Genomic DNA, 12,091 nt, shown 5'->3' with positions numbered 1-12,091 from the left:
GACATCGGCAGCCCCGCCATTCCACAGACCGAGGCACCATGATCATTTCATCCGCATCTGACTATCGCGAGGCAGCGCGTCGCAAACTTCCCCGCTTCCTGTTTGATTACATCGACGGTGGTGCCTATGCCGAGCACACGCTCAGGGCCAACAGCGCCGACCTGACGGGCATCAGCCTGCGTCAGCGCATTCTGAAAAACGTCGAAACCCTGAGCCTGCAAACCACCCTCTTCGACCAGCCCCTGACGATGCCGATCATCCTGGCGCCCGTGGGCCTGACCGGCATGTTCGCCCGTCGAGGTGAAGTCCAGGCGGTCAAGGCTGCGCAAAACAAAGGCATCCCCCTGTGCCTGTCCACCGTCTCGGTGTGCTCGATCGAAGAAGTCGCCGCGCAAAGCCAGCAATCGATCTGGTTTCAGCTCTATGTGCTGAAAGACCGCGGCTTCATGAAAAATGCACTGGAGCGAGCCAAGGCTGCCGGGGTCAAGAACCTGGTGTTTACCGTCGACATGCCCACCCCCGGCGCCCGCTACCGCGATGCGCACTCGGGCATGTCCGGTCCTTTTGCCTCGTCGCGGCGGATGTTGCAGGCCATGACCCGACCGGACTGGGCCTTTAACGTTGGCCTCATGGGTCGCCCCCACGACCTGGGCAATATCTCGAAGTACCTCGGCAAAGCCGTCACCCTCGAAGACTACATGGGCTGGCTGGCGAACAACTTCGACCCGTCGATCAGCTGGAGTGACCTGGAGTGGATTCGTGAATTCTGGAAAGGCCCGATGATCATCAAAGGCATCCTCGATCCTCAGGATGCCCGGGACGCGGTCAGCTTCGGCGCCGACGGTATCGTGGTGTCGAACCACGGCGGCCGACAGCTCGACGGCGTGCTTTCTACCGCCACGGCCTTGCCGCCAATCATGCAAGCGGTGGGCAATGACCTGACGGTGCTCGTCGACTCGGGCATCCGCTCGGGGCTGGATGTCGTGCGCATGCTGGCGTTGGGCGCGAAAGGCGTATTGCTCGGGCGCTCCATGGCCTATGCACTGGCCGCCGATGGTCAGCGTGGGGTGGAAAACATGCTGGATATTTTCGCCAGGGAAATGCGCGTGGCGATGACGTTGACCGGGGTGACGTCGATTGATCAGATTGACGAATCGACGCTGGTCCAGGCGCTTCGTTGAATTGAACGGTGACGGGAGAAACCGTCCTGTCCATGCCGGGCGTTTTCAATCATTCGACGTCCTTGAGCAGCTCGAACGTGACTTGATCGGGATAAAACGCCACGTATTTCTTGATCTGGGCCACCGAGACCTTCGGGTCTTCATAGCTCCACACCGCATTCGCGCCCTCATGCCCCGGGATCTGCAGACTGAAGTAGCTCGCATCACCCTTGTAGGGGCAATAGCTCGTGTGATCGGTGCGGGCAAAATACTCTTCGGCGATGTCGTCGCGGGGGACGTAATACACCGGAGGATAATTGGCCTCCAGCAACACCAGTGCGCGCGTGGACGCGGCCACCTGAATACCGTGGAACTTCACCAGCAGGCAGCCGGGTTGCTCGGCGATGGTGATAACAGGACTGGGACCAGAGCTCTTCATGGCATGCGTTCCTCGGGACGGTGATAGACCTGTGGGAGCGTGGCTTGCCCGCGATGGATCGCGCAGCCGCCGCAAAACTTGAGACAACGGTAGTTCAGGTATAACCCAAATTCTCCGATCACGACCGCTTCACAGCCAGACGGACACATTTGCCTGCGGCAAACAAACGCAACAGCTTTGCTGTACATCCATACAGATAATGATTGCCCCATCGCTGATCACCCGCCATTCTGTGCACCTCCGGCAGTTGATGGACGATGGTGGTTATGCGGTTGTACCTCTGTGAAAAACCTTCCCAGGCCAAAGACATTGCGGCCGTGCTCGGCGCCCGGCGTCGCGGCGACGGCTGCTGGCTGGGAACGGACGTCACGGTGACCTGGTGCATCGGCCATCTGCTGGAAACCGCGCCGCCGGATGCCTATGACGCGCGTTACAAGCGCTGGGTGCTGGCTGATCTGCCGATCATTCCGGACAAATGGAAGATGACCGTCAAACCGCGTACGGCCAGTCAGTACAAAGCGGTCAAGCGCCTGCTTGGCGAAGCCGATGAGCTGGTAATCGCGACCGATGCCGACCGTGAGGGTGAGATGATCGCCCGGGAACTGGTGGAGCATTGTCGCTATCGCGGGCCGATCCAGCGGCTGTGGCTGTCGGCGCTGGACGATGCGTCGATCCGCAAGGCGCTGGCCGCCCTCAAACCGGGAGCGGAGACGTTCAGCCTTTATCACTCGGCCTTGGGTCGCTCGCGCGCCGACTGGCTGATCGGGATGAACATGAGCCGATTGTTCACGCTGCTCGGACGGCAGTCGGGTTATCAGGGCGTCTTGCCGGTCGGTCGGGTGCAAACGCCGACCCTGCGTCTGGTGGTGGATCGCGACCGCAGCATTGCCGATTTTGTCCCGGTCGCGTTCTGGGCCATCGACGTGCAACTGTTGCACGACGGCACTGCGTTCACCGCGCAGTGGCGTGCGGCATCCGATGCGTGTGACGATCAGGATCGCTGCCTCAATCAGGCGCTGGCGCAACAGGCAGCGGCCGCCATTGGCAGCGCGGCGAATGCCCGCGTGGTCAAACTGCGCACCGAGCGCCTGCGTGAAGTGGCGCCGTTGCCCTTCGATCTGGGCACCTTGCAGGAAGTCTGCTCGAAAAAACTCGGACTCGGCGCCCAGGAAACCCTGGATATTGCCCAGGCGCTTTACGAAACCTACAAGGTCATCACCTACCCACGCAGCGACTGCGGCTATTTGCCCGTGAGCCAGCACAGTGAAGCGCCGGTAATTCTGGCGGCGTTGAGGCAGGCCGATCCGGCCTTGAACGCCTTGCAGGACCATCTGCAACCGCAACGGCGCTCTCGGGCGTGGAACGACGCCAAAGTCAGCGCACACCACGGCATCATCCCCACTGCCGCAGCGAAGAACCTTGATCGACTGGCAGGCAAGCAGCGTGCGGTCTACACCCTGATCCGCGCGCGCTATCTGGCGCAGTTTCTACCCAATCATGAATACGACCGGACCCAGGCCGATTTCGACTGTGGCGGCGAGTCCTTGCGGGCCGTCGGCAAGCAGATCATCGAGCCTGGCTGGAAACGTGCCCTGCCCGAAGCCCTCGCCCCGGCCAGGGGCCGCGAAACACCGGCGCCGCAAACCCTGCCGACATTGGCGCAAGGACGTGATTGCGCAGTCGCCGACGTAAAGCTCAAGGACCTTTGGACGCAGCCACCCAAGCCGTTCACCGAAGGCGATTTGATCAAGGCGATGAAGAACGTCGCCAAACTGGTGGAAGACCCACTGCTCAAACAGAAACTCAAGGACACCACCGGAATCGGCACCGAAGCCACCCGCGCCTCGATCATCCAGGGCCTGCTGGATCGTGGCTACCTGATCAAGAACGGCAAGGCGCTGGCAGCGACACCGGCGGCTTTCAGTCTGATCGACGCGGTGCCCCGCGCCATTGCGGACCCCGGCACCACGGCGATCTGGGAACAGGCGCTGGACATGGTGCAAAGCGGCGAAATGAGCCTTGAGGAATTCGTCACCAAGCAAGCCGCGTGGATGAGCAAACAGGTGGCGCGCTGCGCCGGGCTGAGCCTGACCATCAGCGGGCCGGCAAGCCCCGCCGGACGCGCTGCCACGCCGTGGAAAAACAAGCGCAAACCCGCCAAGCGCAAACCTTCGACCGGGGCCAAACGCACAGCGAAACCCGCGAGCAAAGCTTGATGGCACTCCGGGTCGACCGCGATGGTCTAGTGTTCTTCAAGCCCGGCAATAGTCCCGTATTCTGAATAAGGCATCGACCATGATTATCGTGCATCACCTGAACAACTCCCGTTCCCAGCGCATCCTCTGGCTACTGGAAGAACTGGCCATCCCCTACGAATTGAAACGCTATCAGCGCGACCCGAAGACCAATCTGGCACCGCCGGAATTGAAGGCGGTTAATGCCTTGGGCAAATCGCCGGTCATTGAAGACGGCACCCAGAAGTTGATTGAATCAGCCGCGATCATCGACTACCTGATTCGCCGTCATGGCGAGGGGCGCCTTCAACCTGATCCGGCCACGCCAGCTTACGACGACTACGTGCAGTGGCTGCATTTCGCCGAAGGCTCGGCCATGTTGCCGCTGATGCTGAATCTCTACGTCGGGCGTCTGGGTGATGCCGGCGCGCCGCTGCACCCGCGGATCAATTCGGAAGTGGCCAACTACCTTGGTTACCTGGACACGGCATTGAGCCAGTCCGATTACTTGCTGGGTAATGAGTTCAGTGCGGCTGATGTTCAGATGAGCTTTATCGGCGAAATCGCCCGGGCCCAGGGCAAGCTCGCCAACTATCCTCATATTACGGCGTGGGTCGAGCGTTTTCAGGCGCGTCCGGCCTATCAAGCCGCCTTGAAGAAAGGCGGACAATATGACTTTGCGCCCCACTGACTGATGCCGCCCTGAACGGGAGCCAGCCCGCATGCCGTCGATAGAACTGCACGCCGCCCAGCGCGACGAACTGGAAACGATTGAAAACCTGATGCAGTTCTACCTGCACGACTTCAGTGAGTGGCTGCCCCTGAAACTCGATGGGCATGGTTTCTTCAATATCCAGTCACTGGAGGATTATTGGCGAAACCCGGCCACGCGCCCATACCTGATCAAGGTCGATGCGCAACTGGCCGGTTTCGTGACGGTGGATGACCGCACCCATCTGCCTGGCGCGCAGTACAACATCGGCTATCTGTTCATTGGCCGACGCTTTCGTGGCCAAGGCGTCGCGAGGTTTGTCGTGTCCACTCTCTTGAGCCGGCACCCTGGTCAATGGCAGGTTTTCCACATCGACGCGAACCAGCCTGCACGGTCGTTCTGGGCGCGGGTCATGCCTGACCTCTGCGCTGATGCTTTCACTGTGCAGCAACGTCCGGTGGACGGTTATCCCTGCACGTTTTATCGTTTCCAAAGCCCGGCCCCCTCGTCCTGAGGGGTGCTTTCCGGTTTCAGTTTTTCATTCCAAACAGCTTTGTCCGACAATATGTAGTGCGTGAAAATAATCACTACAAAACCGTTGACGCCTCCGATTTGCCCTTGCATGATGCAGACATCTCCCCGATCGGGAGTAAGGCAACATGTTTGAGCAAGCTCGTCTGACCGCCGAGCTGTTTTTCCCGGATACACGCTGCCCACAAGGCAGATTGAAGAAGCTGACCTGGCCCGAACGTCCAGTACAAGGACGAGAAGCGCTGGCGATCAATCCTCATGAAGCTTGTGGCCGACCTTGAAAACGTCGGTAGTGGCCTGAAGGTTTTCGCTGCTTCTCTTCGTTGTGACGCTATTGCGTAGCAGTTATTCAACACGACTACATGCAACAGACGCGAGACCCCGTCACTTCGACGGCTGATCGCTGACGTCCTGGTTTCGGTGCCAGGGATCAACTAACCGATGGGCTACCTGTATTAGCGAATCAACTTTGAAAGATCACCAAATGGTCAAGGGGCTTTATTATGAATCTGAACAATCAACCCACCATCGATGAACTGGCTCGCATGTTCGCGGCACAGAAAGACAGCCACGACAGCCATATTCTGTGGATCAGCAAGTCGGGCCAGGTGCATATCGACTGCCTGTCGCCGCATGCCCATGAAGCCGAGTTCGACCAGAACAACCAGAACCTGCTGGCCCGAATGAAGATGTACCGTCGCGGCCAAGGCTATGTCGGCAAGAAAGCCGCGGCCGACAAGGACTTCATCGGTAATGTTCTGCAAACGCTGAAACAGGCCTGGGCCTCGTTGCAGAACCAGAATGAAGTTCGGGTGATTGACCGGTTCTACTGATAATTCCACTGCAAGAAAGGCCCCGCTCGACTGACGAGCGGGGCTTTTTTTTGTTTGTCGCACGGGTAAAAAAAACACAGCTATCGTTAGCCTATCCGCAGTTGGTCTCTGGAGGCTTGCGATGAAAATCAATCTGAAGTTAATGCTGTTGCTGATGGTGACAAGTGCTGCTCAGGCGAACAGCGTCGAGGGGGTTCCGTCATTCGCGGTGGAATGCCCCGGCAAATTTCTAGTCCAGGCGGATCAGGATGGGCCGGTGCTGATCAACAGCAAGGAAGCCGAAACCAAAGCCATCAATGATCGCCGCTTCGAAGCCAAGGGGTCCGGCATCACGCTTTCGATCGTCCTCGCCGATGACGACTCGGTGGCCGTGTCCTCTACCGGCAAAGCGCCCAATGGCGTGTGCCAGTCAGTGGATGACTGAAGTCGCCGCGTGAACGGTGCGGCGCTAGAGGTCCAGCACCAACGGCCCATCGCCCTCGGCACTTTGAGCCGGCACCGCGCAGCAAATCAGCACTTCCCCTTGCGCCGGCAACTCGGCGGGCATGTTCAGGTAATGCACCTGCCCGCTGACCAGCCGCGTGCGGCACGTACCGCACGAACCGCCCCGGCAACTGAAATCCGGATTCAAGCCACGGCTTTCCGCCAGTTCCAGCAAACTGGCGCCGCCGGGTTCCCAGCGGGCTTCCTTGGCCGAGGCGGCGAACACCACCTTCACCGGGATCTGCGCGGCGGGCACTTGCTCACGGGCCGGGGTCAATTCGTCGCGTAAACGGGCCAGCGTCGAGGGGCCGAATGTTTCCGCATGAATCCGGTCATCACCGATGCGCAAGGCGCGCAAGCCATCGTACAAAGCCTGGGTGAACGCCCCGGGGCCGCACAGGTAAAAATCGTAGTCATCCAGCGGCAACAAGCCCTTGAGCAGCTGCACGTCGACTCGCCCCGCCAACTCGAAATCTTCGCCTTCACGGGCGTGCTCCTCTGGTTGACTGAGCAGACGCAGGGCCCGCACCGAGTCCTTGGCGCGGCTGGCCAGTTCATATAACTCGTCACGAAAGCCCAGATCGGCCAGGCTGCGGGCACTCTGAATAAACCAGGTCGGCCGTGTGCGCCGGATACGTTCACCTTCGTAGATTACCTCGCGCAACATCGACAGCAACGGCGTCACCCCGACGCCCGCCGCCAGCAGCACCAGTGGCCGGCGCTCGTCCGGGTTCACCGTGAAGCGTCCCTGCGGCGCCCGCGCCTCGATCAAATCACCCTCTCGGATGCGCTCGTGCAAATGCGTCGAAACGCGTCCGTCGCGCTTGACGCTGATGCGCATGAAATCATCCGAAGGCGCGCTCGACAGGCTGTAAGTGCGCACTAACGGCGCATCGCCCTCGCTCAAACAGAAGCGCACCGGCAGATGCTGCCCCGCCTCGAAACGTGGCAAACCCGCGCCATCGGCAGGCTCCAGGTAGAAAGAACGAATGCTCTGGCTTTCTTCAACGATGCGCGCGACCCGCAGTGGCCGCCATTGATCGCGCAGTGCATCAGCCTGCAGGCGACCCTCGGCCTGCTGCCAGCTGCCGGTCAACAGACTGTTGGGCGAAAACCCTTCGAACTGCCACCGCACGGACAGCACGGCGGCGCGCCGGACGACCTGCTCCACGGTCAACTTCCACAGCCGTTCGGCGCCCTGGAACGCAGCGATTTGCGGCCCGTCGAGAATAATCTCGGTGCGCCCGGCGACCTGCAACAGATCGCCCGAAGCGAAATCCACGAACAGCAGGCCCGCCCGCGGGTTGAGCAACAGATTGCCCAAGGTATTGAAATGCAGGTTACCGGCGAAGTCCGGAATGGTCAGCACGTTGCCTTCGACCCGGACAAAGCCACGGTTACCGCCACGGTGCGAAACATCCACCGCACGTTGGGCCGGGTTGTTGTCGGGGTCGACGTAGCTGGCAATGAAGAACGTATCGGCGGCGCCAATCACGGCTCGTGCAGCCTCGTCGAGATCGGTCAAACGTTCGACGGCCACGGTCGACGACGTGCCGCCCACCGAAACAGGATCGAGCGCGCGCAACTGAATGTACTGGGGGCAATTTCCAAAGGCGTGTTCGACGGAAATAGAAAAGCCGCTCGAGACGGCATGCAGGTGGCCATTCATTCGGTTGCGACGGCGGGTTTTCAGGTCGATCCCCAGCAACCCTACCGGCGCCCCTTCCCTGAACGCCTCCCTGGCAGGATCGCCCTCGGCGGGCAGGCGCTCCAGTTGCAATGTCCGGGGATCGGGGGAATGGACAAAACCGGGCGGGCCCTCGATCAGCGTCGCCCACGGCACACCGTGGTCATCGACGACCCCCAACAGCAGATACGGCAACTGCTCGTAGAACAGTCGATGCTGGTCGGGAAGGTAATCGCGCACCACCTTGCGCCCGAACACCTCCATGCGCTCGGCTACGCCAACGGTTTCCTGCAACTGCCGTTCGCCCGCGTGCCAGGGCGATACACCCGGTTCTTCTGATTGATTCATGACAACCTCTGCGTTGTCCGAATATCGACGTGGCGCTCATCCTCGGTTGTAACGGCCGACGAGAGAATGACCAGAAAACACAATCCAGCGTTTCACCCGATGAAATGCCGAGCATTGCTTCACGGCGCGTCCAGCCGCAATGCCGGGTGCTCGCGCAGCGCATCGACGATGAAATCGACAAAGCTGCGCACGCGCATCGACGCCTTGCGCCCTTCGCGATACACCACGTGTACCGGCAGCGCCGGCACCTCGTAGGGCTGCAAGATCCGACGCAGCCGCCCGCTGTCCAGGTAACCGTACAACGGATAACTCAGGCAGCGGGTCAAACCCGAACCGTGGGCCGTCGCATCGATGGCCGCCTGAACCGTGGCGCAGCTGAGCCGTGAACGCACCTTGATGCTGCGCAATTCTCCATGTTGTTGAAAATCCCACTGGACCTTGTCCCGATTCGCTTGGGTAGCGACCAGCCGATGACCTTTCAAATCCTCCAGCGCGCAGGGCTCACCGTGGCGGGCAAGGTAGCCGGGACTGCCGCAGACGATGTAGCGCACGTGCCCCACGGGGCGGGCGATCAACGACGAGCTGGGCAAGTCGCCCACCAGCACCGCCACATCGATGCCCTCCTCATTCAGGTTTGGAAGGCGGTCATGGTATTGCGCGAACAGCCTGACGTCGGGATACAGGTCCAGGTAATGCGTCAACAAGGGCGTCATGACGTAGCGACTGAAAAGCAGCGGCATTGCGACCGACAAGTTGCCCCGGGCCTGGACATGCAGGCCCTTGGCCGACGCCTCGGCCTCATCGACCGCCCGCAGGATGCGCGTACAGTCAGCCATGAACCCCGCGCCCGCGTCGGTCAACGCCACGCCGCGGGTGCTGCGCAGCAACAAGGGCACGCCCAGGCGTGCTTCCAGTCGGGCGATGGCACGGATCACCGTGGGGCCCGAGACATTCAGGCGCCGGGCTGCCGACGCGAGGCTCGGGCGCTCCGACAGCGCTTCGAACATCAGCATTTCGTGGTAGCGGTCCATCAGGACCGGGCCTTGACGACAGCTTTGAGTGCGGGGTCCATGGCCAGCCGCTCGCTGAGGAAATCGACAAATGTCCGGACCTTGGCCGGCACCCGGTTGCTCTTCGGGTACACCACCTGGATGGGCAGCGCGGGCGGCTCGAACGCTTGGAGGACCACTTCCAGCTCACCCGCTTCGACGTGGCCGGCGACCTGGTAAGACAGCACGCGCGTTATCCCCCAGCCCAGGCACGCAATGTTGATTGCGGCGGCGTTCGACGTCACGACCAGGCGTGGGTCATAGCGAAAACCCAGCGCGTTGCCGTCGTGCACAAACTGCCAATCGCTGAGCAGATGGCTGGCCGACGACATGACGATGTTGGCGTCGCTCAACTCCGCCGGATGTTGCGGCCTGCCGTGCCGCTCGAAGTACGCCGGTGCGCCACAGATGACCTGACGCACCTCGCCGACCTTGATGCCGTGCAGACCGCTCTCGTGCAGATGACCGATGCGGATCGCCACATCGATGCCTTCGTCGGCCATGTTCACCACCCGATCGACCAGCAAAGCGTTGAGGTACACCGAGGGAAAGCGGTCCAGATAGTCGACCAGGATTGGCGCCACGAACAACTCGCCGAACAGCACCGACGCCGTTACCGTCAAATGCCCGCACGGTATGGAATAGCTGCCGGCGGCCGCTTCTTCCGCCTCTTCGACTTCACCGAGAATTCGCCGGCAATCCTCGAGATAGCGTTGCCCCGCTTCGCTGAGGTGCAAGCTGCGGGTGGTGCGTGACAACAGTTGCGTACCGATCCGCTCTTCCATCGCGGCGATGGCGCGGGTCACACTGGGAGGCGAAATGTTCAGGCGCCGGGCCGCGGCGGCAAACCCTTCTTCCTCGGCCACGGCCAGAAAGATCAGCATTTCTTGAAAGCGATCCATGGACGCCCCTGTGATGATCAAAGAACCTCGACGACTCCCGGCGCGGCGAGGATGCGCACCGAAGTCCTCGCACAGTATTGTCGCCCTGCGCTCATCGGGCCAATGCCCGATAAGCTTCAGGGGTTTCAATCAAGCCTGTTGCAGGCCTGTCGCGGTGCGTTGCATACCGACGAAACGCGGCAGCGCTTCGATGCTGGCAAGCCAGGCGCGGACCTTAGGATAGTCGGCCAGGGACACATTGCCTTCCGGTGCATGGGCAACATAGGTGTACGCCGCGACGTCAGCGATGGTCGGTGCCTCACCGGCCAGAAACGCGCTCTGGCTCAGCTGCTGTTCAATGACCTGCAGCAACTCATGGGAACGCTTGATCGCCTCATCGGCGTCGTAACCGGCGCCAAACACCGTGATCAACCGCGCGGTGGCCGGCCCCGAATTGATCTGACCCGCCGCCACCGACAGCCAGCGCTGCACCCGTGCCAGCGCAACCGGATCGGTCGGCAGCCATTGGCCGTTGCCATACTTGGCGGCCAGGTACGCCAGAATCGCATTCGAGTCCGCCAGCACCGTGCCGTTGTCATCAATGACCGGAACCTGACCAAAGCTGTTGAGGGCGAGAAATTCAGGAGTTTTGTGCGCCCCTTTCATCAGATCGACAAACACCAGTTCGGTGGGCAGCCCCAGCAGGGACAGCATCAGCTCGACCCGATGGGCATGGCCGGACAGCGGGTGACGGTACAGTTTGATCGCGTGCTGAGACATGACGTACTCCACAGGGTGATGAGGGTTCGACCCGGTAATCGCGTCGACGGCGCCATGTTCCACCCCTCCCGCAATCTGCGGAATGCCCAGCTTTTACAATCCAGCATTTCACTGGGTGTAATGGTCACAGTGGTTGCCACTGTCAGCACGACCTTGCGTTCAGCTATCTTCGAAACGCACCCGTGTATCACTGAGCACGCGGTGAATGGCCTCGCCTGCGGACTTGGGGATTTTCAAAGCATCGAGCGCAGCCACCGCATTGAAGATCATCAGCCTCGCCATCTTCTCAACCTCGACCGCGCTTTTCGTCAGTGCACTGGTCAGCTGAGCGATTCAGTAGGCTTGAACCTGGGGACGGGCGGATTCATCGGGTGCCTCGTTTGCGCTTGAGGTTTTTCAGCTCATCGATTGAGCCTGGATGTGACGGCTTGAAAAGATTCATCACCGGGGTGAGTTCATCGAGTGCCGTCGCCAGAAGAATCATGGATTCCAGAGAAATCGAGCCTGAATGCTCGAAGCGTTTGATGGAGGATTCAGACACGCCGGATTGCTCAGCCAGGGTTTTGCGAGAAAGGTTTCTGGATAACCGTAATGATTCGGCGTTCTTTCCCAGTGCGCGTGCGATTTCCCCAGGCGAGTATAAAAAATGCATGAGCGACATGGCTTTCTCCAACCTGTTACTGGTCATATTTGACCCGCTATTCAGACAACTACTAGATAATTGGTCATATTTGACCAGTAAATGATAGTCGAAAATGATCATGCGTACCGCAGGTTGAGAAAAACGCAGAGCTGAAACACAAAACGCACGCCCGGGCATTTCGGGGCGTGCGTTCAATGTTACCTCGAATGTCACGTGTCTTCGGTCGCCCGTAGGAGCTGCCGAAGGGTGGGGCCGCGTTCGGACGATCTTTTGATCTTTGGCAATCTTGAGGCCGCCAAGGATCAAAAGAT

Annotated in this window: 12 protein-coding genes; 6 read left to right on the top strand and 6 right to left on the bottom strand. The window is 60.4% G+C overall.

Translation table 11 applies throughout. The features are described from left to right. The first annotated feature begins 38 nt into the window (after positions 1-38). A complete protein-coding gene (gene lldD / locus F8N62_RS08975; protein ID WP_150710624.1) occupies positions 39-1,181 on the top strand; it encodes an FMN-dependent L-lactate dehydrogenase LldD in 1,143 nt (380 codons plus the stop codon). Between the two features lie 49 nt (positions 1,182-1,230). Here lldD and F8N62_RS08970 read toward each other — a convergent pair whose 3' ends face one another. Continuing rightward, on the bottom strand, positions 1,231-1,599 hold the full coding sequence (locus tag F8N62_RS08970) for a DUF427 domain-containing protein (protein ID WP_150710623.1): 369 nt from the start codon (positions 1,597-1,599) through the stop codon (positions 1,231-1,233). Positions 1,600-1,865: 266 nt separating this feature from the next. On the opposite strand from F8N62_RS08970, the gene F8N62_RS08965 reads away from it, so the two are divergent. The 5 genes from F8N62_RS08965 (at position 1,866) to F8N62_RS08945 (ending at position 6,333) form a co-directional block, all read left to right on the top strand. Continuing rightward, complete coding sequence (locus F8N62_RS08965) at positions 1,866-3,815, top strand: DNA topoisomerase III (RefSeq protein WP_150710622.1); 1,950 nt, start codon at positions 1,866-1,868, stop codon at positions 3,813-3,815. A 79-nt stretch (positions 3,816-3,894) separates the two neighbouring features. Continuing rightward, complete coding sequence (locus tag F8N62_RS08960; RefSeq protein ID WP_150710621.1) at positions 3,895-4,524, top strand: glutathione S-transferase family protein; 630 nt, start codon at positions 3,895-3,897, stop codon at positions 4,522-4,524. A gap of 31 nt (positions 4,525-4,555) precedes the next feature. Continuing rightward, the gene (locus F8N62_RS08955) at positions 4,556-5,059 is read left to right on the top strand and encodes a GNAT family N-acetyltransferase (protein WP_150710620.1); all 504 of its coding nucleotides are present in this window, start codon (positions 4,556-4,558) and stop codon (positions 5,057-5,059) included. Between the two features lie 520 nt (positions 5,060-5,579). Further along, complete coding sequence (locus F8N62_RS08950) at positions 5,580-5,909, top strand: hypothetical protein (protein WP_150710619.1); 330 nt, start codon at positions 5,580-5,582, stop codon at positions 5,907-5,909. A 121-nt stretch (positions 5,910-6,030) separates the two neighbouring features. Continuing rightward, on the top strand, positions 6,031-6,333 hold the full coding sequence (locus tag F8N62_RS08945) for a hypothetical protein (protein WP_150710618.1): 303 nt from the start codon (positions 6,031-6,033) through the stop codon (positions 6,331-6,333). Positions 6,334-6,357: 24 nt separating this feature from the next. Here the strand turns inward: F8N62_RS08945 and F8N62_RS08940 are convergent, their stop codons facing one another. From F8N62_RS08940 to F8N62_RS08920, 5 genes are all read right to left on the bottom strand, one after another. Further along, positions 6,358-8,427, bottom strand: coding sequence for a pyridoxamine 5'-phosphate oxidase family protein (locus F8N62_RS08940; protein WP_150710617.1), 2,070 nt, complete (start codon positions 8,425-8,427; stop codon positions 6,358-6,360). Positions 8,428-8,546: 119 nt separating this feature from the next. Continuing rightward, positions 8,547-9,458 (bottom strand): LysR family transcriptional regulator, encoded by a 912-nt coding sequence (locus F8N62_RS08935; protein ID WP_150710616.1) that lies wholly within the window; start codon positions 9,456-9,458, stop codon positions 8,547-8,549. Beyond that, complete coding sequence (locus F8N62_RS08930; RefSeq protein ID WP_150710615.1) at positions 9,458-10,378, bottom strand: LysR family transcriptional regulator; 921 nt, start codon at positions 10,376-10,378, stop codon at positions 9,458-9,460. The genes F8N62_RS08935 and F8N62_RS08930 overlap by 1 nt, the downstream gene beginning before the upstream one ends. Before the next feature lie 129 nt (positions 10,379-10,507). Continuing rightward, complete coding sequence (locus F8N62_RS08925; RefSeq protein ID WP_150710614.1) at positions 10,508-11,137, bottom strand: glutathione S-transferase family protein; 630 nt, start codon at positions 11,135-11,137, stop codon at positions 10,508-10,510. Positions 11,138-11,501: 364 nt separating this feature from the next. After that, positions 11,502-11,798, bottom strand: coding sequence for a helix-turn-helix domain-containing protein (locus tag F8N62_RS08920; RefSeq protein ID WP_150710613.1), 297 nt, complete (start codon positions 11,796-11,798; stop codon positions 11,502-11,504). Between the last annotated feature and the right edge of the window lie 293 nt (positions 11,799-12,091).

This window comes from Pseudomonas fluorescens, assembly GCF_902497785.1.
Classification (GTDB): Bacteria; Pseudomonadota; Gammaproteobacteria; order Pseudomonadales; family Pseudomonadaceae; genus Aquipseudomonas; species Aquipseudomonas fluorescens_BO.
The sequence above is the reverse complement of the archived record's forward strand: the minus strand, read 5'-3'. Positions and strand labels throughout refer to the sequence as shown.